Genomic DNA, 26,121 nt, shown 5'->3' on the forward strand with positions numbered 1-26,121 from the left:
TATTTTTGGTTTAGAGGTTTTATTAATTTCTAATAGGTTGTTGTTCAGTTATAACATTTTCCCTATAAGCTTTAATTAATTGTTCTATGGTTTCAATTTCTCGGCGAATTTCTTCGCCTTTTTCCGTATCACCTACCCGACGAGGATTTTCATAAACTCTTACATCTTCAATTTTAGGAATAATATCTGATCCCTGTGTAATTGCATCTGTAACTGATTCAAAATGATGGTGTTGTGCAAGATAAGTTCGGTTAGCATCTAAAATAAGTGTATAACCTTTGTCTCCATAAGCTTCAGAAAAAGCACCATCAATTGTTATAGCTTTGCCGCTTTTTTTCAGGGGACTTTCACCTTGCTCAAGTTTTACAGGAACATGACCATTAACAATTAATCCTTCTGAAGGAGAAATACCAAATTCTGTAAAGATTCTTTCACAAAAGTCTTTTGTATGAATTAACTTAAAGTATGGATTTTTGGTTTCTTTATGAGTAGCTTTGTCAGCTATAAAATAAGTCTCAAAAGTTGCCATTTTATCTTTTCCAAACATTGGGGAAAGCTCGCCTGTCCATAAATACCAAAGCATATCTACATCTTTTTCTGCTTTGTTGCGAAAAGCCCGCTGTACTACTATATTAAGCACATCAAACAGTGTTTTACCTTCATAGTTATTGCCATCAATAAACATACTTAAAAAATTGCCTTGTTCATCAACAGGAACACAGCCATGGAAAATTAAATTATGGTCACGGCGCAAATACATTGCTCCATGTTGTGCTACATAGCTCATTTGTCTCCAAAGCATTGGACTAAGTAAGAAAGACTGACGCAAGCGATTTATACAAGCTTCTTCTTCAGGAGAAAGTTTATAAGGATCTGACCAATCAATTGTTGGGAAATGATCGTCTAGCAGTGGATAAGTCTTTCCCTCAATTTCTACTGTTTTTTCTATAGGATTAATTCTATGTAAAAGATTGCGATTCTCCATTTTATATTCAGGATTGCGCAGCACTGTTTGGCCTTCTAATTTAAATTGAATGATAGAGATAGCCTTTTGCATCCTAGCCATTAGTTGAGGATCTCTTAAACCTTCACCTTTGCAATTAAACCTAGTTACAGGATCATCGGCGTAAACGGTTCGAGCCAGTTTTTCTAGTGGTGCCGCAGGAATACCATAGCCTTCTTCAAGTTGTGATAAACGACGATAACGAAGCGAAACCCTCATCACAGTTGCAATACAAGCATCTTGCCCAAGACAAGCTCCCATCCAAGAAACATCATGATTTCCCCAAGTGATATTGACTGTTGGTTGGCGCATAATGTAATCAATTACTCGGTCAATACGTGGGCCACGATCACCTAAATCACCAGCTACAATTAATTCTGAAACTAACAAATTACGCACAACATGCGCTGCTAGTCCTAATACGTCTAAATCCTTATTATGTCTTACTAGTTCATCAAAAATAGCATTAAAATATTCTTCTTTGCGGTTCATTAAGGGTTCAAAAAGCAGTTCTCTAAAAAGAATTTTATAAGGATCTGGAAAGAATTTTTCTAAAGTTTTTTGACTATATTCACTAGCTAATTTGCGCAGTAACTCAAACTCTAATCGGATAGTACGACGAAGGAACGCACTTCTAGCTTGTCTATTAGAAAGTTCAGTTGATAGATTAGCAAATGTTTCTCTAGGATAATAAATTAAATTAAGTAGATTTAATTTTTCTTCTTCGCTCAAACGATCACCAAAAGTTTCTTCAACTAATGGACGTAGTGAGCCAGAAGCGTTGTTAATAATATGTTTTAATTTCTTAAATTCACCATGTACATCACTAACAATATGAATTGTACCTTTTGGCAAGGTTAAAACAGATTTAAGATGGGCAATTTGTGCTAATGCGTCATCAGTTGTTGGGTAAAGTTTGCTTAAAAATCTTAGTTGGGTCAAAGTTTCTTCTGTAAATGGTAGAGGAGGCAAGGGTTTAGTATCAATTTGGCTTTTGGTGGTACTCATAAATTTATCTCCTATCAAATTTTCCTAACTAGTAGAAAGAAATATAGCCACAGAAAAATATTTGTTAAATTTCTGTGGCTATGTTTTTTGTTAATTAAGCAACTGTAACATTTTTGCAAAGATAGACATCTTGAATAGTATTAAGCAACTTAATTCCTTGATCCATAGGGCGTTGGAACGCTTTACGTCCAGAAATTAAACCCATTCCACCAGCACGTTTATTGATTACTGCTGTACGAACAGCTTCAGCAAAATCATTATCACCACTTGCACCACCAGAATTAATTAAACCTTGACGACCCATATAACAATTGGCTACTTGGTAACGGGTTAAATCTATTGGGTGATCGGTAGATAATTCTGAGTAGATTTTTTTATTAGTTTTACCATAAGGACTTTCTTTGGAAGAAAGAGCATTATAACCACCATTATTTTCTGGGAGTTTTGTTTAATAATATCAGCTTCAATAGTAACACCAAGATGATTAGCTTGGCCGGTTAAGTCTGCGGCTACGTGATAGTCAGTAGAGCCAATCTTAAAAGCATTATTACGTAAATAACACCAAAGAATTGTTGCCATACCTAGCTCATGTGCGCGATGGAAAGCTTTGCTAACATCTACGATTTGTCGGCTAGATTCTGCTGAACCAAAATAAATGGTAGCACCAACAGCAACAGCACCCATATTCCAAGCTTGTTCAATAGAACCAAACATTATTTGGTCAAATTTATTTGGGTAAGTCAAAAATTCATTATGATTAATCTTAACAATAAATGGAATTTTATGAGCATATTTACGAGCGCAAGAACCAAGTACCCCATAAGTAGAAGCAACCGCGTTGCAGCCACCTTCAATAGCTAGTTTTACAATATTTTCTCCATCAAAATATATTGGGTTTGGAGCAAATGAAGATCCTGCGGAATGCTCAATTCCTTGATCTACGGGTAAAATAGACATATAGCCAGTATTGGCTAGTCTGCCAGTTCCAAATAGTGCTTGCAGACTACGTAGCACTTGGGGAGAACGGTCAGTTTGTATAAAAATACGATCAACAAAATCTGGGCCAGGTAAATGTAGGGATTCTTTAGGAATGCCTTTAGACTCATGTTCTAATAAATTTTTGCGTCATCTCCAAGATATTGCTCAATAGTTTCTATCATAAATATTTGCCTTTCTATTTTGCTAACCGCGCAATACTAAACGGGTTGCTTTGATAAATTATGGATGGTTTCTAAAATGGGCATCATTCTATCACTTAGTCAAAAAAAAACTGAAGGCAGGTAGGGAAGTTTTCTGAGCTAAATTTTCAGCACAACTTAAAATTTTTTCTTACAACTTTACAAGTTATAAGTTAGTATATTTGACATTTATTTTTATTATTTTTTGCATATTTTAGTTTAATTTTTTACCCTTCAGAAAGGATTTAACTTAATTACTTATGACAAGTAAAACAGCACAAGAGCTAATTAATGAAGCAAAAGAAACTAAAGCTAGAAAACTAAATCTTAGAGGTAAAAAGTTAAATGTTTTACCAAAAGAACTATTTGAATTAACTAACTTGGAATTTCTAAACCTTAGCTTAAATAATCTTACTAGTATTCCTAATGAAATTTCTAAACTAACTAAATTAAGATACTTAAATTTAGAAAAAAACCAAATAACTACTGTACCTTCAGCACTTAGCCAACTAAAAAACTTACAAGACTTAAATTTATCAAAAAATCCATTAAATGAATTTCCTGTAGAGTTAGTTAATATTATTAGCTTAAGAAGATTAAAATTATATGATACAGAAATTAGCAAAATTCCTAGTAAGTTTAATGGTAAATCTATAGAGTTTGCTAAGTGGTCTAAGCTTGCATACTTAAACCTAAATAGTAATTACTTAAAAGATTTACCCGCTAACCTATGTAATTTGTGGAGTTTAAGAAGAATAGATTTAGGCAACAATGTTCTTAATAAAATACCTAAATTTATTATTAAAGCAAAAAACTTAGAAATATTGGATTTAGAACAAAATTATATTAAGTCTTTAGATATAATTTGGGAGAAACTACCTAACTTAAAAAAATTATATCTTTGGGAAAATAAGTTAAAAGATGTTGTTGATGAAATAGGAGAATTAAAAAATTTAGAAGTTTTATACCTATCCGATAACCAAATAACCAAAATACCAAATAGCATTGGAAAACTAACAAAACTAAAAGAATTATATCTTTATGGTAACAAACTTAAACAATTACCTAAAGAAATAGATAATCTTAGTAACTTGACTATTTTGGATGTAGGCACTAATTCAATAGATAATTTGCCAAATTTCTTAAACTTAACAAACTTAAAAGAACTCCATCTAAAACATAACAAGATTTCTGACTTACCAACTAACTTATTTAAATTGAATAGTTTAGAGGAGTTAGGGCTAGGACATAATCAGCTATTAGAAATCCCTAAAGTAGTTTTTCAATTAACACACTTAAAAAAACTATATCTTTGGGAAAATAAAATTTCAGAAGTTCCAGAAGAAATTGCTAATTTAGTAAATTTAGAAGTCTTAGAAATACAAGATGGTGTCCTAGAGAGTCTGCCAGAATCGATTGGTAAATTAACAAAATTAAAGACTCTTTCATTATGGAACAATAAGCTAGAGAGTTTACCCAAAGAAATAAGTAAATTAAGTGAGTTAAAAGAGCTAAATATTACTAATAATCAAGTTACTAGCCTTCCTAAAGAAATGGGGAAAATGGCAAATTTAGAAAAACTTCATTGTAGAGAAAATTTGCTTAGTGATATTCCCGTAGAAGTTACTAAAATATCAGGCTTAAAGTCTCTTGGATTAGGCAAAAATAAATTAACTAGTATCCCTAAAGAAATAGGCAATCTAACTAACTTAAAAGAGCTATATTTATGGGAAAACCAAATATTAGAATTACCAAAAGAGATAGGAAATTTAGTTAATTTAGAACTATTGGAATTACAATTTAATCAAATAAGCTACTTACCTGAAGAAATAGGAAATTTAGTTAATTTGAAAAAGCTTTTTTTGTGGAATAATCAGCTTACCAATCTTCCTTCAACAATAGCTAACTTACAGAAAATAAAAAGTTTAAACTTAACAGATAATAAGCTTCAAGGTTTGCCAAAAGAAATTGGCAAAATGGAAAACTTAGAGGAATTACACTTAAGAGGAAATCAATTAGTAACTATTCCAGTGGAACTAGGAAATTTAATTAGTCTAAAATCATTAGGTCTTGGGTTAAATCAGTTAACTTCAATTCCAGCAGAAATAGGAAATTTAGCTAATTTAGAAAAACTTTATTTGTGGAACAATCAGCTTACCAAAGTTCCACCAGAACTAGGTCAATTAACGAAACTGAAACTACTAGAATTAAATGATAATAAATTAAGTAGCATTCCAGAAGAGCTAGGTGATTTACCTAATTTAGAAGAAATATTGCTATATAATAATAACTTAAACAGTGTTACAGGCTTTCGCAAAAACTTAACTATTCATCTTTAAGTATATTGCTTTGGGTCTAATCTTTTAGCAATATCAAGATCTTGATTAGCTAAATCAATTTGTCCTGCTCTTTTATAAACTATGGAGCGATTGTAATAAGCCATAGCATTTTTAGGGTCAATTTCTATCACTTTATTAAAATCCTGAAGTGCTTCTCTAAATTGGCCCCTATCAGAATAAAGAGCGGCGCGGTTGTGGTAAGATATAGTAGATATTGGGTTTATTTCTATTTCCTTAGAATAATCAGCTATTGCTTTATCTATCTCCAAAATTGTTGTATAGACTAAAGCACGATTAAAATGAGCTAATAAGTAATTTGATTTTAGTTCAATAGCTTTAGAATAATCTTTTATAGCTAAATCAAAAAATTTCTTTTTATGATAGGTTATACCGCGATTAAAATAAGCTGTTGCATAGTTTGGATCTAAATCAATGGCTTTAGAATAAAGTTTAACTGCGGCCTTAAACCATTTTCTTTTATGATAGGCTAGGGCTTTATTGTTATAAGCCATTGTAAAATTTGGATCTAACACCAATGCTTTGTTGAAGTTAGCGATAGCTTTTCCTAATCTTTCTTCAGAATAATAAATAATCCCTCTATTGTTATAAGCAAGTGCATAATCTGGATTAAGTTCAATAGCTTTATTATAGTTTTCTAAAGCTTTATCATAGTAACCACGATCATAAAAATCATTACCTAAGTTTTTATATGCAGTTAAAATTATAATGTCTTGTGAATATTTTGTTTTATCAAGATTAATTATTTGCTCAAAATAATTAACAGCTTGTTGATAATCTTTTTGCTCAAAAAATTTTTTTCCTAAATTATAATATTCTTCGCTATTCATAAATGATTGTTTTTGAATTACTTAGCAATAGAGGAATCTTCATCTTCAATATAAAGCTGTATACCTTCATCTTCGGCTAAACCTGTTTTTAGCAACTCAAGTAAATCTTCATCTGCTCCGGTGTCTGTTAAATAGTCTATAGTATTACCATCTATATAGTAAGTATCATTTTTACTATTTTCTTCTTCTAATTTATCTATTAAAAGTTCATGTTGTTCTTCATTAATTTTGCCTATAAAGTCCCCATTTTCAGCATTATAAACTTTTATCATAAAATCGTTTTACCTCTAAAATACTTATAATTTGTGCCAAAAAAAGTAAATTATAAAAGATAAGCCTGTAATTGCTAATATTGAAAATATAACCATAAACCAAAAAAATGGATTGCTAGAGTTGGACGGGTGATTTTCTTTTGGGTTTTCGACACTTTTTTCAAGAGTTAATGGTGGATTTGAGCTATAGTCTTGAGCATCTCTATCATATTTAGAACTAAGGGCTATTTTCGGTTTAAGCTCTATTAAATCATTCATAGTATAAGCTTTAGTTTTACTAGCTGTACCAAAACTATTTTCTGTTACTTCTTTGGTTGAATTATCTAAAGTTTCTTCATTTTCAATAAGTTCTTTTACTGCACTTGTACTTATCTTTTTAGGAGGTCGGCTTTGTCGCCAAGAATCGCTCATTTTAGAGAGGTCAAAATCTGCTGCGACATATTTAACACGTAAAACATGTTTATTAAGCTCTCCTCCATTCCACTTAACTATTACTTTACTAGCCTCTTTTTCTGTAGCCATTTCTAAATAAGCGGTTTGATTAAGTCTACCATCTTCAGGAGCTTTAACATACGCCCAACTTACTTGTCCTAAAGGCTTTAACATCTCTCTTAGCTCAGATGAAGTCATCCCTAGAGGCAAGTTTTCCATAGTTAAGATTTTTTTTGGTTCTGTCATCAATTTTTACACTAACAATTAAAAATAAACTAAATTACCAAGGATTATTTCTAATGTATTCCTGATTGCATTTATAACAAACATCATAAAGAAAATAAGGATCCTTATCTTCTGACCAAATTAATTTTTTGCATTCTTTACAATGATAATTTTTTATTATTGCAAATTTTATCCATTCTTTTTCATCCTCATAAATTGCTTTGTCTGCCTCATCAAAATTATAGTCTTGTGGGTTTATATTTAGCATTTCAAGATTAATTTTGTCTAAATCTTCTAGTTCATCAAAGGAATAAGTAAAAGACTGTTTGCTATTAATTCTTCTTCTTAGATGACGACCCTCTCTTTTTATTTTACAAGTGAACTCAGTTATATTTGATCTATATGATAAAGAAATACTTATTACATCATCTGTTATAGAATATTTCCCAATACCTTGTGACCAACCAACAGGACTTCTTCCAAACCATTTACTTAAATTAATTTGGTCTATAGAAGAATTAACAGATATTACGGTGTTATCTTCATAAAATCGCAAACATTCTCCGTTTGCACGATAAACTCCATTAGTTTTTATCATTCTTTACCCACTACTTAATAAAACAGATTGGAAATATTGCTATCATACCATAAAATTTTTTAGCATTATCAATAGTTACTTAAGCTTTTATTATCTTAAATTATACAAAATGCAAATTAACAAAATATTTTTGCCTTTGCTAATTTTGGCTTTGTTGCCAACACAAACTAACGCAACGCCAAAAAAGCTTTTGATCTTAAAACACAAAAGAGCTATTCAAACTACTACAGGAACTTTGGTTGGAACTGTAATTGATGAAAAATTACAACCAATTAGCGGGGTTTTAGTAAAGGTAATTAATGTAAATAATGGTTTTAGCTTTGGTCGGCGAACTAGTTTAGATGGAACTTATCGCATAGACTTTTTACCCGCAGGTACTTATGACATTACGGCTCAAGCCGATGGCTATCAGCCAAATATGCTTTCAAAATTCCTAGTCGAAGTTAATCGGGAAAAAATCATTAAACCACCTCCAATTGTTCTAGTCCCTCTAGTTTCTCCAACTGTCACAAATACACCATCCTACAAATTTACCTCAAAATATATTCCTTCAAGCTAACATTGCTGACGCTACTTTGCGTGGTAGTGCGACAACAGAACTTCTTACATCACTTCCAATTGCAGGAATTAGAAGTTTTGATAGCTTTGCTTTTCTAGTCCCAGGGGTTTTACTAGCACCTCAAAGCATTGGGAACACCGGCCCCAGCATTGGCTCAGGTGTTGGTACAACAGGGCAATTTTCTGTTAATGGTCAAAGAGCTAGAAATAATAATTTTACTATTGATGGGTCAGATAATAATGATCAAGATGTTGGCATTCGTCGCCAAGGATTTACTAGCAGCATTCCACAAACTATTGAAAGTATTACAGAATTTCAAATTACTACCTTGCTTGCTGATACTGAAGCAGGTCGCAACACTGGCGGACAAGTGAATGTGGTTTCTCGGACAGGAAAAGCTAATTTTCATGGTGAGTTTTATAACTTTTTTACTGATTCAGCCCTTAATGCTCGTGATTTTTTTGATATAAATATAGCCGCTTTAACAAATAATCCTGATCAGAAGAAAAATGCTTTTACTCGCAACCAATTTGGAGGAAATTTTGGTTTTCCGCTAATAAAAAACCGGCTAGCTTTTTTTGCTGCTTTTGAACATCAGGATTTGAATCAAAATAAGTTGCTAAATTTTGCTGTCCCAACCTTAAACGAGCGTAACCAAGCTTTTAGCTTTGCACAACGATTTTTGGGGATGGTTAGCCCTTTAGGACGTGATGCTCTAGCACTTTATCCGCTACCTAATAATGTTGGTGGTGCTTATGGAGCAAATACTTTTTCTAAAATTACTCCTGCTAACGGAGATGGGACGGTTTTTTCACTTAGACTTGATGACCAATTAAATTTATTAGGCAAAAATAATACTCTAACCTTACGCTATAATTTTACTGATGATGATAGTCGTATTCCTGCTATAGCGGAAAGTCTAAATTCAAGCCTAGATGCTTTGGTTAGAACTCAGAATTTAGCAATTACACTTAATACAGAAATAAGCCAACTTACAGCAAATCAACTTCGCTTTTCCTATGGTCGTACATCGCTTAGTTTTAATGAAGTTGCGGGTAGTCCATTTATTTTTCAGACCTCACCAACATTTCCTGATGTTAATGGTGATGGAAAAGATGATGGTCGAAGTGGCCCACTTGGACGGCTAAACATATCTCCTTTTAGCCCAATAGGGGTTGATACATTAACTTTTCCTCAAGGACGGGCTAATAATACCTTTCAGTTTGCTGATACTTTTATAATTTCTTTTAGTAAACATACGGTTAAATTTGGGATAGATCTGCGACGAGTACAACTTAATAGCTTTTTAGACCGAGGCTACCGCGCACAACTAACTTTTAATTCTAATGTTTTGTTAGACATCAACCGAGCTACGCTTTTTTCACAATCTGGAGCAGATTTTGCGGCTATAGGTGCGCCGTCTGATGTCTTCCAAACGCTAGCCGTGACTCCAGATTCAACAATTGCGCTACGTTTTACAGAAACAAGCTTTTTTATCCAAGATAATTTTCAACTAAACAAGCGAATAAACTTAAATTATGGTCTTCGTTATGAGCTTAATAGCGTTCCAACCGATGCAACAGGGCGAATTGAGCAAGCATTAAGACAAGATCCAAATAATTTACCCTTTGGATTTGCTAATGGATTTGCTCAAGCAGGTTTTTTGCTAGCTTTTAATGCTCAAAACCAGGCTTTTGATGGCAGAAATAAGATTTATCAAGTAGATAAAAACAATTTTGCTCCTCGAGTTGGTATTGCTTGGGACTTAACCGGCGATGGTCGGACGGCTTTAAGGGCTGGTTATGGGCTATTTTATGATCAAATCTTAGGTAATATTGTTAGTCAATCTCGGAATCTTTTTCCAAGTTTTGTACCTGTAAATTTAGGCATAACCCAGTTTTCTACCAGTAACTTAGCAACTAATCCAGCATTTTTTACTTTTACTTTGCCTAATCAGCCAAGGCAATTTTTAATTGCTCCAAATACTATAAACACGCTAAATGCTAGCAATTCTCAAGTAGGTTCTGTGCTAGGTGCTTTGTTTGGAACAAATAGCATTTTTGCATTAGCCTTTACTTTACCAGCTAAAAACCTTCGCACACCCTATGTTAATCAATATTCTGTGTCCTTAGAGCGTAATTTTGCTGATAAATATGTTGCAAGTCTTTCATATGTTGGGACAAATGGAAGCAAATTATTACGTTTTCGCGCTCCTAATGGTGGGCAGTTTGTTCCTTTAGCTCTACTTAGAGCAGGTGCAACTAGCAGTTTGCTATCTTTACTAAGAAATAGCCAACGTCCAACAGTCGGGCTAGGTGCAATTACTATGTTTGATAACTCAGCCACTTCTAATTATCACTCACTACAAGCATCTTTTATGCGTCGTTTTAGTGATAGTGTTGGATTTCAGGCTGCTTATACCTATTCACATGCAATTGATGATGTCTCGGATCTATTTGATATTGCAGGCACTTCTGTCTTTGCTCAAGATGAAATAGTCCGTCATGAAGGATTTAAGGCCGAACGCGGCAACGCTAGCTTTGATACTCGTCATCGTTTTACTTTAGCAGGGGTTTATCAAGTTCCTAGCACTATTAAATTATTGTCAAATATTGAGTTATCAGGAATTATTACTCTACAAACTGGACAACCATTTACCGTAATAACTAGCCTAGATATCAACCAAGATGGCAACCGAACCGACCGGCTTAACACTTTGCAGGGCTTAATTTTGTCTGAAAATGGTCGCAATCGAATAAAACTTGCTCCAAACACTGTACCAACTAGCCTACTTGCACGCTTTATTACAACTAACCCTCAAAATGGAGCAGTTGGACGTAACACTTTTCGTGCTGCTGGAGTTGGAAGTGTAGATTTAGCCGTCCAAAAAACGATTGCAATCAAAGAAACTAGCTTAAAACTCCGGTTAGAAGCCTTTAATTTATTTAATCGAACACATTTTGCTATTCCTGTAAGAGTTTTAGAAGCACCAAGTTTTGGCTCATCGGTTGCAACGTCCTTGCCAGCAAGAATATTACAAATAGCCGTGCGTTATTCATTCTAAGATTTGGGTTAAGGTTAAATGTTTACTTCTAATTTTTTGGTTAGGTGGTAAAATGCTACTACTTTTTGTGCATCTTAGAAGTCAAAATAATTAAAAGTTATATTTAGGGATATTTATGCAGTCCTCATTGCCAGACTCAGGAAAAAAAGAAAAGGAAAAAGTACCTACCCGCAAAGTTGCGCCTGAAGACTTAGCCGCTTCTTCTGAGTCTGCAAATAGTGAGAATAAAAAATCTCCAACACGCAAAATAGATGTTTTTGATGAAACTCCTACAGGTCGTCTTACAGCAGAAGACAACGAAGCTAGAGGGACGACAGATCAAGACCAGACATTAAGAGATATTGCCGAGAGAATTTCCTTAGCACAAGCTATTACTAGCTCGGATAATGAAGAAATAAAAAAAGGTCGTAAAATCCGCGAAATAGTCCCAATAGGCAGAATTTTTCAAGGCAAGTACCAAATAGTTAAAATAATCGGCTCTGGTGGTATGGGACAAGTTTACATAGCTAACCATACAAGTTTAGCGAATCAAGTTGCAATTAAAGTGCTAAATAGTAATTTTGTAGCCGATGATGACGAAGAAGCTATTGAACGTTTTAAGCGGGAAGCACGCGCTACAGCATCAATTGACCATCCAAATGCTGTAAAAGTTTTTGATTTTGGGGTAGAAGAAAATATTTGTTATTTAGTGATGGAATATTTAGCAGGGGAATCTTTACGTAAGCGACTAGCAAAGCGTAAACGGTTGCCTTTTGCAGAACTGATTGTTTTAGTAAAACAAGTTTGTAGCGTTTTAGAAGTAATGCACCGTAAAGGCATTGTTCATCGAGACTTAAAGCCAGATAATATTTTTTTTCATACCCAAGAAGACCAAGAAATAGTCAAAGTGCTAGATTTTGGTATTGCTAAAATTAGTGGTAGTACGTTAAACGAAGGTAGACTTACTACTACAGGGGCATTACTTGGAACACCACATTATATGTCGCCCGAACAATGTCAAGGGATGAAACTTGATGGACGTTCAGATCTTTATGCTTTTGGAATAATTGTTTATGAGTTAATTTCTGGAAGATTGCCTTTTGAAGCGGAAAATACCTTAAGTATGCTATTTAAGCATGTTCGAGATACTCCTAAGCCATTAAATGAATTAGTCCCAGAAATACCAATGGCAATTGTTGAAGTTGTGATGAAAACTTTAGAGAAAAACCCTAAAGATAGGTTTCAAACAGCAAAAGAATTTGAGCAAGCTTTTTGTCAAGCAGTCGAAAAGTCTTCTCTAACGGACGAAAATAAAATTAATGCTTCATCAAAAATAGGAAAAACAAATGAAATAAATGTTGAGGAGACTATAGAAACTGCTATTTTACCAATTGTAGAAGGCCAAGAAAGCCAGCAAATTCAAATAGATAACAAATCTAAAACCTATGATGTTGCAACACGTAGCCATCAAGCAACGGCTACACGTCCTGTTGGGCGACCTATTGAACAACAAATAGAGCAAAAAATTTCATCATCTCCACAAATTTCAGAAGAAAAACAGCAAGAAAAATCAACACTTGTAAAATATTTAATTCCAATAAGTTTAGTATTAGTGATCGTTATAGTAGGAGTTTGGAAAATGCTGGACAATCAGCCAACACCAAACACTAACAAAATAGATACAATAAACACGCCTGCAACTAGTCCAACACCAACAGCTAACCCAAACTTAAAGGATTTTGTTTTAATTAAAGCTACTCAAGTAACTATAGGAAGTGATCGCAGCGATTGTAAAAATATTCCTAACTGTAAAATAGGAGAATTTGAAAAGCCTGCTTACTCTGTAAGATTAGCAGATTATTACTTAAGTAAGTATGAAATTACTAATGCTGAATATGAAAAATTTGTGCGTGCTACTAAACGAGAATTACCTATCAATTGGGACAAAGCAAGAAATAGTTTTCCAATAGGTACAGATAAACTTCCAGTAACTTTTATTAGTTGGGAAGATGCACAAGCTTATTGTGAATGGCGTTCTAAAGAGGAAAATTTAGAATTTCGTCTGCCAAGTGAGCAAGAATGGGAATATGCTGCGAGGGGTGAAGATGAACGGTTTTTTCCTTGGGGTGATAATTGGGATCCTTCGCTAGTAAATGGAGCAAAACCAAAAGAAACAGTTACAAGCCCATCTTCAGTAGATCTTGCACCTAATAACACTACAGATCTTAGCCCATTAGGAATATTTGCTATGGCAGGTAACGTAGCAGAATGGACTAGCTCAGACTTCAAACCTTATCCTAAAAGTAACTACAAGGCGACAAACAAAGATCTTGCTTGTAAAGTAGTTCGAGGAGGCTCTTTTAATGCTGCTGCGGCAGACCTTCGCGCTAGCACTAGATTTTGGTATGAACCTACAAAAAAAGACTCTAATATAGGTTTTCGTCTAGCAGTGAGCGTTAAATAAAATATGGTTAGTCAAAATACAAAAAATATTTTAATTAGTTTACTGAGTATTTTTCTATTTTCTTGTTCAGTTTTTGCACAAAGAGAAATTACAAAAGTTGAAAGTAAAACTACTCCAGCGCGTCCAACACTTGGAGCATTAACTATTGTTACTGATCCAGCAGAATCAATAGTTTACCTAAATAATAAAAAACTTGGAGCAACAGATAAAACTGGGGAATTAGCTAAATCTAACTTAAAACCAAGTCTTTATACAGTAGTAATAAAACATCCAGAATATGAAGAATTTCACCAGCAAATTAAAGTAATTGCAGGTGAGGCACAGGTATTAAACGCTAAGTTAAAGCCTACATTTGCGTTGATTTTATTGACCCTAACAGAATTTAGCCAAGACCTAGAAATTGAACTTGATGACAAGTTAATAGCCAAAGAAAATTTAGTCATTGATAGAGAAAATAAAAGTATTCGTCTAAAAACAACTCCGGGTCAACATCAAGTAAAAGTTAGACGAACAGGTTATTTACCTTTTAGTAATGAAGTAGCAGCAAATGTTGAGCAGGAAAGCATTTTAGCTGTGTCATTAAGTCGCGTGCCTGTAAATTTGTTGGTTAAATCTTTAGCTGGAGCTAGGCTTTATCTTAATGATGAACCACAGGGTAAAATCCCGCTAACAGGTAGTCTAAAAATTAGCGACCTACAACCCGAACAAAATTATAAAGTTAGAATAGAATTAGAAGACTATGAGGCTAAAGAGGAAAAGATTACAACTTCAATAGATAAAGATGTAGAGCTAAACTTAGATTTAACACCACTTCCAACAAGTGCAGCTTTTAGCGATACATTTTTAAGTGGATTAACTTTTTGGGATGCTCCACAAAGTTGGAAAACAGATAAAGGATTGCTCTATGTCCAAGGTGAAAGCGGTGTAGGACTGCCAAAAAATAAGCGTTATCGAGATTGCAATATTTCTTTTGGGCTTAGATTAAATAAAACAGGTGGTGCAGCCTGGGTTGTTAGGGCAAGAGACAAGAAAAATTACTATCTGTTTTGCTTAGGTAGCACTGATAGCAATTTAGCTAATCAATTTTCTGTCTATATTTGCCGTGATGGGGTTTTAACACCTGGCGACCCTGCTTTACCATTACCTATAGAATTAAAGCCAGGGGACGATTACCGCATCCGTATTCAGATTGTTGATAATGTTATCCAACATTGGATCACACCTAGTAATATTGGGGAAGAATATTCCTTAAGTTTATTCAAAGACCCTAACAATACTTTTCCTATTGGTGGGGCAGGTTTCGCGCTCTTAGATGGGCAAGATTTTTTAGTAAATGCTTTTGTAATTAGCTTGCCTACAGATGCTAAGGCTATTAGATAAAAATTTCCGACTTTTTAACTATTTTAGATCTCCAAAGTGCTGGTAGTGTCTCTAAAATAATTTAATGAAAAATACGTTAGTCTGATAACTATTAAAATTGTAAAATTTAATAAAGAAGTTATGTTTGTTAATCTAAGGAGTTTTGCTATGAGTAAATTAACTTGGTTTCGAGTAGCATTAATCACCTTGTTGCTAGTAGCATTAATACCTATACCTACAGCTTATTTATCAGGAAATAATATTAAGCCTAGAGCTATTAAACATTTATTTATAGCACCATTACAAAGCAGCAACATAAAGATTTTGGCACCAAATGGAAAAGCAAATCCGGTGGTAAACCAAGGTAATATGCTTAATTTACGCATAGTTGACGGCAATAACCAACCTGTAACAGGATTTACCATTACTTCAGGGAGTCCTGATGTTGTTTCTGTAGTTGATCCGGCTCAAGGCTTGATTATGGGAAAAAAACAAGGTTATGCAACGCTTACAGTTCGTCGAGGCAGCGAAACTAGTTCAACTTTTGCAATTGTGACTCAAGTAGGTAAGGCAAAAGGGGCTAAGGTTTTAGGACAATCAGACCAGGATGTTACAGGAGCAATTTATTTAGCTGACCCAATAAAAAATCAAATTTTTAAGGTAGAAGATATTCAACAACCTGCAATTATTTATGCTGGAACTGGTGTAAAAGGAAAAAGCGATGGCGAGAGAAAACAAGCACAATTTGCCGGGCCTATAGGAATATCGGTTGATGATAGATCTAGAAATGGAATTTATGTTGCAGATACGCTAAATCATTCAATTAGAAGAATTAGTTTTGATAACAAAGTAGAAACAATGCTTGGTACAGGTACACCAGGTCTTGCTGCTGCATTAACTAGCAGTGATGAAACATCTTTTGTTGCTTCAACCGACATTGCATTAAGTGGCCCACAAGGTGTTGCAATTGATACGGGTGGCAATATTTTTGTTGCTGATACAGATAACCATGCAATTTATTATGTAGATTTTAGTAAGACAAAAATTCATCTAGTCGCAGGCCAACCAGGTCGCTCAGGTCAAAGTGATGGATCAAAACGAGACGCTTTATTTAACTCACCCACTAGCATTAGTCTTAGCCCTGATGGAACATTGCTTAATGTTGTAGATAGTGGCAATAATGTAATCCGACAAGTAAGCCGGGATGGTGTTGTAATCACACTTGGAGCCGTTACACCTGGTGCAAAAACTTTTTCTCGAATGTCAGCTAGTGAAGATTTGAGCGAGCAATCCACAAATAACCAACCTTTTGTTTTTAATAAGCCTATTTCGGTTACTCAAGATTTATTTGGGACAATTTATGTTACTGATCAAGATGGGGTAGATGTAATTGTTCCAACCAAAAAAGGTAGGCAAAGATTTTCTTTAGCTCAACCAGGGGCAGCTAGCTTTGCTCAACCAACGAGCGTAAATGTTCGCGGAACACAAGTTTTTGTTTCTGATGCTGCTGCAATTAATAATGATGAGGCTTTTAAGATTGTCACTATCGGCGCACCAACCATAAGTTCAATGAGTCAAAATCAGGATGTTTTATCTGGTGGTGCAGAAGTTATTTTAAGAGGTGAAAACTTTGGCCCTGAAAGTCGCATTTTTATTGGTGATAATGAAGTTGATATGCTGGAGGTTGTTGACGCAACAACAATTCGGTTAATTGTCCCTCCTCAAAAAACTCCAGGAAAAAGAACTCTTACTCTGCAAACTCGTGGAGGAATGGCACAAAAGCAATTTACTATTGTTGCTAAACCACTTTCAGAGTTGGTTGCAGGTCAAATTACTACAATTGCTGGTGGGATTCCTTTTATTGGCGATGGAGGACTGGCACGAGCAGGACTTTTGTTTTCTCCGTCAGGTGTAGCAGTGGATGGGCAAGGAAATATTTATGTTTCAGATGAAAATAACAACCGGATCCGCAAAATTAATACTCGTTCAGGTATGATTACTACAATTGCTGGCAATGGCGCACCTGATTTTAATGGGGATAAAGGCCCAGCCATTGTTGCTAGCTTAAATAAACCTGCTGGACTGGCAATTGATTTACTTGGAAATATTTATGTTGCAGATCGTGCTAATAGTAGGGTGCGCAAAATAGATGCAATTACAGGTGACATTGACACAATTATTGGTAGTGGCAAAAGAAAAATTGATGCTAAAACAGAGCCTCAAGAGGGAATTGATGCTCTAAAAGCAACTATTGACCCTGTAGCATTAGCTTTAACTCCAACAGGAGATATTTTTATTGCTGATGCGGTTAATAACCGAATTAGGGTTTTTATTAATTCCAACAAAAAAATGATTACTTTTGTTGGAAGTGGCGAACAAGGTTTTAAGGGCGATGGCGGACTAGCTAAAATGGCTGCTCTAAACAATCCAACAGATTTAGCTTTTGGCCGTCAAGGTCTTTTAATTGCTGATAATGGCAATGGTCGGGTTAGGCTAATTGCTCCATTAGATATAAATAAGGCAATGATTAGCACTATTGCTGGTTGTGGTTCTCCTAACCCGCGTGATTGTCGAATGGAAGACAACATTCCTGCTACACAATCTGCTATGAGACCTATTGCAGTTGATGTTGCTGCTAGTGGAGATTTGGTAATTTCTGATGAGGCTAATTTTTCGGTTAGAGGTGTTAGCCTCTCATCAAACATTATTATTACATTAGCTGGGGGAAGAACCGCTACTAGGGATGTAGATTCTGGCCCTGCTTTAGATGTACGTATCTTTCCTCGTGCTGTTGCTGTTGTAGGTGATAGCAATTTAGTTATTTTAGATAATGATCCAAATAAAGCCATAATTGGAAAAAATCGTGTCCGAGGATTTCAGCTAAGAATTGACTCAAGAACAGGTGCTAAAAATAGTTCAATTATTACATTAGCTGGTGGAGGGATGGCGGACTTAGAGATGATGATTTAGCTACAAATGCTAGCCTGAATGTTGCTTTATCCTTAGCCATTGATTCTCAAGATAATATTTTTATTGCTGATTTAGGCAATCGTCGTGTCCGCGAAGTAACTTCATTTGATGGAAAAATTTCTACGGTTGCAGGTGGAGTTGTGTTTGATGGTCGCTCACTTGGGGATAACGATGCGGCAAATTTAGCTACTTTATTTGCTCCAACTTCAGTAGCTACTGATAACATTAGACTTTTTATAGCTGATGCTGGTACGGATCGACTTGTAGGACTTGGAGATAGCCGAATCCGCTTAGTCCAACCTGCTAGCGGACTAGGTACAATCTTTACTTTTGCTGGTGGTGGCAATAACCCTTCTGATGGAGTTTTAGCAAAAGACGCAATGCTTGACCCTGTTGTAAGTATTGCTATAGATAAAAATGGTAATGTATTTTTGCTTGAACTAGATGTAGATAGACGTAGAGATGATAATTCTGGCGGACGCATTAAACGTATAGATGTGGCAACTGGTGTAATTAAAGTAATTGCTGGTACAGGTGAACTTGGGTTTAGTGGCGATGGAGGACAAGCTATAAATGCTAGATTTGGCCGTCCAAGCGCGATTGCTGTTGATACAAATGGAAATTTATTTGTTGCTGATACAGGTAATGACCGTATTCGCCGAATTGATGCTACAACCGGCATTATAACTACTGTTGTAGGTGGTGGAACAAGCAAGGATGAAGGCATACTAGCTACACAAGTTAGCCTTGGTAAACCTTTAGGTGTGCTGGTGGATAAAGATGGCAATATTTTTCTTTCAGATACGGCTAGCAGTCGTGTAAGAGTAGTTGAAGCTAAAACTAATAGGATTCGCACTATTGCTGGAAAAGGTAGGGCTGATATTGGCGGTGATGAAGGCGCGGCAACTAATGCTGGACTAACACTTCCAAGCGGACTAGCCTTAGATAGCCAAGGAAATTTATATATTGCCGACATTGGCAATAGCTCAATACGAGCAATCAAAGGGCCAATTATTGCTCCAAAACCTGTGCCTGCAATTACGGCTGTTAACTATAAAAAGCCTAACTTAACTATTTCAGGAATGAATTTTGGCGTAGGTAATTCAGTAATAAGCATTAATGGTATTGAGCAGAATAATACTGTTGTAGGTAGAACAGAAAACACTCTTTCATTAAAAGGAAATATAAAGAAACTTAACCTTGAAAAGAAAGAGGATAACTTAATCACTGTAACAGTGGATGGAGTTGTTTCAAACACCTTTATTTTTCAGTTAAAAAAGAGTAAAACTTCTGCAATCGAAGAGGAAGAATAGTTTAATAGTTGAGGTAAATTTTGTGGATGCTACTTTAAGTGCTAGTGAAGTTAGGGTGTTAGGCTCATTGATTGAAAAACAGCTTTCTACACCAGATTATTACCCTTTAACCTTAAATGCTTTAATGAATGCTTGTAATCAGCTTTCTAACCGTGAACCAGTTGTGTCTTATGATGAAGATACTGTATTAAAGGCAGTTGATGGTTTACGGAAAAAAGGTTTATCTAGGGTAATTACTGGGCCTGAAATGCGTGTGCCAAAATATGCCCATAATATGGAAGACCTTTTTAACCTGGCTGTACAGGAAATAGCTGTTTTAGGCGTGTTAATGCTACGAGGGACACAAACCGTAGGTGAAATTCGAGGGCGTAGCGGACGATTATATGAATTTACTGACCTTTCAGAAGTAGAACTAACTTTGCAAGGGTTGATTGACCGTAAACCCCAAGCTTTAGTAGCACGTTTGGCACGTCAGCCAGGGACAAAAGAATCACGCTATAGCCATTTATTAGCCGGGGATGTTGTAGCAGAACAAAAAGAAGTTATTGTAAAAGAAGTAGTTACAGTAAGACCAACAGAAATAATTAATAATAATATTGATAATGATACTGATGAAAGAATAGGGAAGCTAGAGAATGAAGTAAAACAACTAAAACAGCAGCTTGCTGCATTAGTCGAACAATTTCAAGAGTTTAGACGGCAATTTGAGTAATTATACTGATAGAAGCAAATAAAAATAGCCCAAGTAATAGTGCTTTAGCTTACTTGGGCTATTTCTATTTATTTTCCTACATATTTTGAGCGCATTTGCTCATCAATAATAATTACAGGCAATTGACTTTCTCTTTCACGGTTCTTAAGTAAATATTCTTTATTTTTAATTAAGTCAGCAAAATTAGTTACAGCCATTTCAAAGTTATGCCCGTGTTTGATAGCATCTTTTGGACAGGCTTCTACACAAAAACCGCAAAGAATACATTTACCGTAATCAATGTTATAAACTTTGGCAAAACGTTCTTCTTTAGATATGCGTTCTTCATAAGGTCGTAGGTCTTCATCTGCTTCAATATAGATTGCATTAGCAGGACAAGCAGCAGAACATAGAAAACAGGCTACACAGCGTTCTTTATTATGTTCATCTACATTTAAGTAATGTTCCCCACGATAAGCAGAATACACTTGTATAGGTTCATCAGGGTATTGATTGGTAAGTTTTTCTTTAGGAATATAGCTAAGTGTGACTTTAAGCCCTTGGGCAATGGCTTTGACTGTTTGGACTACTTCACCAATTAATGACATAAGTTTTTCTCTCTCAAAAATAATTTTGATCAATGCCTCTCGGCATCAACAGATTAGTTATGTTTTTTACCATAGCGAACTATTTCACGTCCCTTTTCCAGCATTTCACGATCCCAAACTAGACCAGAACGCGAGTAAGTTGCTAACTCAAACTCTTGAGTTAATTCTATGCAATCTGTGGGACAAATTTCCACACATAAATCACAAAACATACAACGAGAAGTATCATAAACAAAAGTAGTTAAAACCTTTTTTTTCTTTTGTTTACCATCTTCTGTATAAAGTCTACTTGTAGCACCAACATTAATACAGTTTTCTGGACAAACCACAGCACAAAGATTGCAAGCAATACAAAGAGTTTCCCCGCTTTCAGGGTCAAGATTAAGACGAGGTGCGCCGCGAAAGCGTTCGGCTACTTTGGGTCGTTCTTCTGGATAACATTCTGTATAAATAGGGCTAGAGGGGTTTCCACCTTGGCGGGCTTGGGTCAAAGCTTTGAAGTTATACTTAAAAGTAAGGGCTAGCCCCTTGAGCAAATCTAACATCAAGAGCCGGGAAAGTTTCTTTTTTAAGTTAAACTTTTCTTTCATTGCTAAAACCTAGCCACTAAAGGGTTATAAGAAAACCTTAAAAAAATAAGGGAATTTTCGCTTTTGGTATTTTTGGGATTGTAAGACTTTTCATAAAATAGTGCTAGTCTGGCTGGAAAAGTCTACTAGAATAAAATAGATAAAATGCTAGTTTTGTAAATAAATTATAGTAAAATCTAAAAGATAGTTACTTAAAGTTACTTAAAGCAATATTAATTATAAAATTATGGCTAAATTAAAAATAATCTCTCAATCCTTGCCAACACGTTGTGAAATTTGTCATCAAACAGATCAATTTGATGCAGAAACAGGTTATTGCTCCCGTTGTTTTGTTGTAATTGTTGGAGAAAATCCATCTATAAATCTCTCAAAAATAGAAAGTAATGAAAAAATATTTACTAAAACTAAGAAAATATCTAAACCTAAAGAAGTTACTTTAGAAGTAAATAATAATGGAATAACTATATCTTATAGCACTTTTGATAAAGATACAGTCTTAGGATTATCAGTATTCTTATTAGTTATTAGCGCAATTATTTATTTTGGTTTTTACTGGGTTGGAGGAGTATTAGCCTTAATGATGGGCTACGCGCTACTAGCAACTGTTCTAAATACTAGAGTAATAAAAGTAGACAAAGATAAAATAGATGTTTTGGAAGGCCCGTTTCCTATGGGTATCAATAAAGAGGTAAAAGTTAATCTTATTAAACACCTTTTCTACAAGAAAAATTCTTTGGATGATTATCAACTACAAGCAGTTTTAATAAATAATAATGTTATTGAAATATTACCAAATATCATTACTAAAAAAATTGCCAAATATCTAAAAAGTCAAATTGAAAAATATTTAGATATTCCTGAAAAACCAAATTGAAAAATAATTAAAATAATTAATTTAATAAACTTAGGAAAAATATTTTATGAATGAGATGATACGCACTTTTATTTGTATTGAACTGCCAAACAACTTAAAAACACAATTAGAAAAAGTAACAGAAGAACTAAAAAAACAAAGTAAAGCAAAAATTAGCTGGGTTAAAGCTAGTAATTTACATTTGACTCTAAGATTTTTAGGAGACGTTACTAAAGATCAAGTTTCTACTATTAAATCTTGTGTTGAACAAGCTAGCCAAAATACAAATAGCTTTGCCATTACTGCATCTGGACTAGGAACTTTTCCAAATACAAAACGGCCTAGAGTGTTTTGGATTGGCATTAATGACACAAGCAAAAGTTTATTATCATTGCAAAAGCATATAGAACAAGAATTAGTCAAAGCAGGTTTTGGTAGATCAGATTATCCATTTTCGCCACACCTTACCCTAGGGCGAGTTAAAGAAGGTAATGCACAGGAACTAGCTGAGAAATTATCAACAATGAAATTTGATCCAATAAATTTTGATGTTTCAGAACTTATTGTTATGCGTAGCGATTTAAGAGCAGGTGGATCACTTTACACTAGACTAGCAACTATAAAATTACTTAAAGAAAATTAATTAGCTGTAAAAAATTCCTCTTATAGCCAATGTCGTCTTTATTAAAGCTATTTCGCTTTACTCAGTAAAGATTTATGTAGACTGAAAACTTTATTTACTTACTTAAATAAGTAAGTTATAAACAGGAGGAATTTATATGGCGTTATCAGGAACAATGACAGTTGATATTAAACAAGGCAAGTCAATAACTGGGAGAGGAACGCTAGATTGGGATAATAGCGGCCAAGTTTGGTTTGATTATAGCGCGAAAAACTACCCTACTTCTATTGATTGGAAAAAAGCTACAAACTTAACTTTTACACCTGATGTAGGGAAAGTTAAGACTTATTCGGCATCAGAAACAGAGTATTTTTTTAATGGCGGTTGGGTTGGGCCAAGACTTGTACTTAAAAGAGCTAACAGAGTTTAGTTATTTGTAATTATTTGGGACGGTGTTGTCCCATAAACGGTCAAAATTTTAGAATTAGCATTTAATAATAATAAAAATAACTACTTTATTTTCTTAGACTAGGGAGAAATAAAATCTTTGGCATAGGAATTGACATTAAAATAATTGCGAATCGGGGACTAGGGATTGGCGGAGTGTAATGCGTTATCTAAATATTTACCAGTCCCCGATTTCTATTTTTAAAGCATTTTTAATTTCTGGAGGCATTTACTATGCAGCTTTTTATTAAAGATCTCCAATATGGCTTTCGGATGTTAAAAAAGCATTGGGCTGTGTCAATCATTGCAATAATTGCTCTAGCTTTAGGTATTGGTGCTAATAGTGCTATTTTTAGTGTAGTAAATGCTGTGCTGCTTCAACCCCTACCTTATGAAGAAGCAGAGAGATTAATCTTTCTCTCAGAAAAAAGCTCTCAATTAGACAACATGTCTATTGCTTATCCTAATTTTGAGGATTGGCGAGATCAAAATAGAGTTTTTGAATCTATAGGGGTATTTCGTAATCAAAGCTATAACCTTGTAGGCGAAGGAGAACCCGAACGAATAGCAGGTTCTCAGGCTTCACGGGAAATGTTTGTAGCATTAAGAGCAAAGCCAATACTAGGACGTATTTTTTTACCAGAAGAAGATAAACCAGGTGCAAGCCCTGTTGTTATATTAAGTTATCAACTATGGCAAAGCCGCTTTGGTGGTCAAAGTGATATTTTAGGGAAAAATCTAACACTTAATAACCAAAGCTATACAGTTATTGGAGTTATGCCACCAAAATTTGAATTTCCTCGTCAAGTAAGACTTTGGACTCCTGTTGGATTAAGTGCGAGTGACCCTAATTGGAATCGAGGAAACCATCCTGGTTTATATGGTGTAGCTAGATTAAAGCCTAATGTCACAATAGAACAAGCTGATAAAGACTTAGCTACAATTGCCGCAGAGTTAGAAGAACTTCATCCTAAAACTAACCCAGATAATAAAGTAGTAGTAGTTTCATTGTATGAGCGAGCTACTAGAGATGTACGACCAGGCTTATTACTGCTTTTAGCTGCTGTTGGAGCAGTTTTGCTAATTGCTTGTGCTAATGTAGCTAATTTAATGCTTGCACGTGCTGTAAGCCGTGGTAAAGAAATAGCTATTCGTAGTGTTTTAGGTGCAAATCGCTTAAGAATAATTCGACAACTCTTAACAGAAAGCTTGATTTTGTCATTAACTGGAGGATTATTTGGCCTGCTAATTGCAATTTGGGGAATTGATGCTTTAATAGCTTTTGCTGGACTAGAAAACATGCCTCGCGTGTCTGATATTAAAGTAGATGGATATGTGCTAGCTTTTACTTTGGGCCTATCTTGTGCAACAGGGATAATTTTTGGTTTAGTTCCGGCCCTACAAGCTACAAAACTAGATTTAACCGAATCATTAAAAGAAACAAGCCGTAACACTACCAGCCAACAACAACAAAAATTGCGTAGTTTGTTAGTAATAGGTGAAATTGCTATTGCACTAGTTTTATTAATTAATGCAGGGCTTTTTATTAAAAGCTTTGTTAATTTACAAAGGCTAGATACAGGGTTTAATCCAGATAGCATTCTTACTATGACTGTTAATTTACCTAAAACAAAGTATCCAGAGCCTACTGACCGCATAAACTTTCATAATCAATTACTTACGAAATTAGCGGCTGTACCAGGGATAAAATCTGTAGCTACAATCAATAGACTTCCACTGCAAAACGGAGGTAATCAAACCAGTTTTTCTACAGAAGATTTTCCTGTAACAGATGGCAAATTACCTTTAACAGAATTTGGAGCAATTTCACCAGATTACTTTAATACAATGGGGATAAAGCTAATTGCTGGGAGGTTTTTTACTGAGCAAGATAAAGCTGATACTCCTGCGGTAGCAATTATAGATGAGCGTTTTGCTAAACGCTTTTGGCCCAACACTTCAGCAGTAGGTAAAAGGCTAAAAAGTGGTGATCATACTAAGGAAAATCCTTGGATGGAGATTATTGGAGTAGTTTCTAGCATTCGTTATGATGAATTAACAGAAGATGAACACTTAATTCATATGTATCGCCCATATAATCAAACACCTATTAGCCAAATAAATTTAGCTATTAAAACCATGACGGATCCGCTAGGTTATTCTAGTGCTATTCGTAGTGAAATTTTAGCTATAGATAAAGATCAACCAACTTTTGATATTAAAACAATGAATCAAAGAGTAGGCGATTCAATTGCTTCTCGGCGTATTGGAATTGTTTTATTAAGTCTATTTTCAACAATTGCTTTAGTGCTTTCATCAGTGGGGATTTATGGCGTAATGTCCTACTCTGTTTCACAGCGCACACATGAAATAGGCATTCGTATGGCACTAGGTGCGCAAACACAAGATGTAGTAGGAATGGTAATTAAACAAGGAATGAAACTAGCCTTAATTGGTGTAGGGATTGGTTTAATAGGAGCAATAGCTTGTAGTCGTGCTATCAGTAGCCTTCTTTATGGTGTTAGCACTACGGATCCAATAACTTTTATTTTAGTTTCAGGCTTTTTAATCTTAGTCGCTTTAATTGCTTGTTATATTCCAGCACGTCGAGCCACAAAAGTTGATCCACTTGTTGCACTGCGTTATGAATAATAATTGTGCCAACTCTAAAATATCATAATCAAAAACTTATATACATT

Annotated in this window: 19 protein-coding genes and 1 pseudogene; 12 read left to right on the forward strand and 8 right to left on the reverse strand. The window is 34.7% G+C overall.

The features are described from left to right. Nucleotides 1-22: 22 nt before the first annotated feature. Nucleotides 23-2,011 (reverse strand): fructose-bisphosphatase class III, encoded by a 1,989-nt coding sequence (locus IPK14_23425; protein ID MBK7996221.1) that lies wholly within the window; start codon nucleotides 2,009-2,011, stop codon nucleotides 23-25. A 94-nt stretch (nucleotides 2,012-2,105) separates the two neighbouring features. Continuing rightward, nucleotides 2,106-3,171: pseudogene (locus IPK14_23430) on the reverse strand (class I fructose-bisphosphate aldolase). A gap of 278 nt (nucleotides 3,172-3,449) precedes the next feature. Between IPK14_23430 and IPK14_23435 the strand changes: the two are divergent. Continuing rightward, complete coding sequence (locus tag IPK14_23435; GenBank protein ID MBK7996222.1) at nucleotides 3,450-5,528, forward strand: leucine-rich repeat domain-containing protein; 2,079 nt, start codon at nucleotides 3,450-3,452, stop codon at nucleotides 5,526-5,528. On the opposite strand, the gene IPK14_23440 is transcribed toward IPK14_23435, so the two are convergent. Genes IPK14_23440 through IPK14_23455 form a run of 4 tightly spaced genes read right to left on the reverse strand, consistent with a single transcriptional unit; the run spans nucleotide 5,525 to nucleotide 7,903 of the window. Then, nucleotides 5,525-6,376: a tetratricopeptide repeat protein gene (locus IPK14_23440; GenBank protein MBK7996223.1), complete on the reverse strand. Its 852-nt coding sequence runs from the start codon at nucleotides 6,374-6,376 to the stop codon at nucleotides 5,525-5,527. The genes IPK14_23435 and IPK14_23440 overlap by 4 nt on opposite strands. A gap of 17 nt (nucleotides 6,377-6,393) precedes the next feature. Further along, nucleotides 6,394-6,648 (reverse strand): galactosyldiacylglycerol synthase, encoded by a 255-nt coding sequence (locus IPK14_23445; protein MBK7996224.1) that lies wholly within the window; start codon nucleotides 6,646-6,648, stop codon nucleotides 6,394-6,396. Nucleotides 6,649-6,672: 24 nt separating this feature from the next. Then, nucleotides 6,673-7,326: an RNA recognition motif domain-containing protein gene (locus IPK14_23450; protein ID MBK7996225.1), complete on the reverse strand. Its 654-nt coding sequence runs from the start codon at nucleotides 7,324-7,326 to the stop codon at nucleotides 6,673-6,675. Between the two features lie 34 nt (nucleotides 7,327-7,360). Further along, the gene (locus IPK14_23455) at nucleotides 7,361-7,903 is read right to left on the reverse strand and encodes a hypothetical protein (protein MBK7996226.1); all 543 of its coding nucleotides are present in this window, start codon (nucleotides 7,901-7,903) and stop codon (nucleotides 7,361-7,363) included. A gap of 109 nt (nucleotides 7,904-8,012) precedes the next feature. Between IPK14_23455 and IPK14_23460 the strand changes: the two genes are divergently transcribed. The 7 genes from IPK14_23460 to IPK14_23490 all read left to right on the forward strand — a co-directional run bounded on the left by IPK14_23460 (nucleotide 8,013) and on the right by IPK14_23490 (nucleotide 20,323). Beyond that, entirely contained in the window at nucleotides 8,013-8,462 is a 450-nt protein-coding gene (locus tag IPK14_23460) for a carboxypeptidase regulatory-like domain-containing protein (protein ID MBK7996227.1), read from the forward strand. Nucleotides 8,463-8,478: 16 nt separating this feature from the next. Further along, nucleotides 8,479-11,526, forward strand: coding sequence for a TonB-dependent receptor (locus IPK14_23465; protein ID MBK7996228.1), 3,048 nt, complete (start codon nucleotides 8,479-8,481; stop codon nucleotides 11,524-11,526). Nucleotides 11,527-11,641: 115 nt separating this feature from the next. Next, complete coding sequence (locus IPK14_23470) at nucleotides 11,642-13,969, forward strand: SUMF1/EgtB/PvdO family nonheme iron enzyme (GenBank protein ID MBK7996229.1); 2,328 nt, start codon at nucleotides 11,642-11,644, stop codon at nucleotides 13,967-13,969. A gap of 3 nt (nucleotides 13,970-13,972) precedes the next feature. After that, nucleotides 13,973-15,349, forward strand: a complete 1,377-nt coding sequence (locus tag IPK14_23475; GenBank protein MBK7996230.1) for a PEGA domain-containing protein — start codon at nucleotides 13,973-13,975, stop codon at nucleotides 15,347-15,349. A gap of 147 nt (nucleotides 15,350-15,496) precedes the next feature. Next, nucleotides 15,497-18,298, forward strand: coding sequence for an IPT/TIG domain-containing protein (locus tag IPK14_23480; GenBank protein MBK7996231.1), 2,802 nt, complete (start codon nucleotides 15,497-15,499; stop codon nucleotides 18,296-18,298). A 140-nt stretch (nucleotides 18,299-18,438) separates the two neighbouring features. After that, entirely contained in the window at nucleotides 18,439-19,611 is a 1,173-nt protein-coding gene (locus IPK14_23485; GenBank protein MBK7996232.1) for a hypothetical protein, read from the forward strand. 22 nt (nucleotides 19,612-19,633) lie between these two features. Then, nucleotides 19,634-20,323, forward strand: coding sequence for a YceH family protein (locus IPK14_23490; GenBank protein ID MBK7996233.1), 690 nt, complete (start codon nucleotides 19,634-19,636; stop codon nucleotides 20,321-20,323). Nucleotides 20,324-20,391: 68 nt separating this feature from the next. On the opposite strand, the gene IPK14_23495 is transcribed toward IPK14_23490, so the two are convergent. Both IPK14_23495 and IPK14_23500 read right to left on the reverse strand, forming a co-directional pair. Continuing rightward, the gene (locus tag IPK14_23495) at nucleotides 20,392-20,910 is read right to left on the reverse strand and encodes an NADH-quinone oxidoreductase subunit I (protein MBK7996234.1); all 519 of its coding nucleotides are present in this window, start codon (nucleotides 20,908-20,910) and stop codon (nucleotides 20,392-20,394) included. A gap of 53 nt (nucleotides 20,911-20,963) precedes the next feature. Then, nucleotides 20,964-21,500, reverse strand: coding sequence for an NADH-quinone oxidoreductase subunit I (locus tag IPK14_23500; GenBank protein MBK7996235.1), 537 nt, complete (start codon nucleotides 21,498-21,500; stop codon nucleotides 20,964-20,966). A gap of 226 nt (nucleotides 21,501-21,726) precedes the next feature. Between IPK14_23500 and IPK14_23505 the strand changes: the two genes are divergently transcribed. The 4 genes from IPK14_23505 (at nucleotide 21,727) to IPK14_23520 (ending at nucleotide 26,074) form a co-directional block, all read left to right on the forward strand. Beyond that, nucleotides 21,727-22,374 carry a hypothetical protein gene (locus IPK14_23505; protein MBK7996236.1) on the forward strand — a complete coding sequence of 216 codons (648 nt, stop codon included), beginning with the start codon at nucleotides 21,727-21,729 and terminating at the stop codon, nucleotides 22,372-22,374. Nucleotides 22,375-22,420: 46 nt separating this feature from the next. Then, nucleotides 22,421-22,996 (forward strand): RNA 2',3'-cyclic phosphodiesterase, encoded by a 576-nt coding sequence (thpR, locus tag IPK14_23510; GenBank protein ID MBK7996237.1) that lies wholly within the window; start codon nucleotides 22,421-22,423, stop codon nucleotides 22,994-22,996. A gap of 136 nt (nucleotides 22,997-23,132) precedes the next feature. Beyond that, a complete protein-coding gene (locus tag IPK14_23515; protein MBK7996238.1) occupies nucleotides 23,133-23,405 on the forward strand; it encodes a hypothetical protein in 273 nt (90 codons plus the stop codon). 251 nt (nucleotides 23,406-23,656) lie between these two features. Then, nucleotides 23,657-26,074 carry an ABC transporter permease gene (locus IPK14_23520; GenBank protein MBK7996239.1) on the forward strand — a complete coding sequence of 806 codons (2,418 nt, stop codon included), beginning with the start codon at nucleotides 23,657-23,659 and terminating at the stop codon, nucleotides 26,072-26,074. Nucleotides 26,075-26,121: the final 47 nt, after the last annotated feature.

Source organism: Blastocatellia bacterium (assembly GCA_016713405.1).
Classification (GTDB): Bacteria; Acidobacteriota; Blastocatellia; order Chloracidobacteriales; family JADJPF01; genus JADJPF01.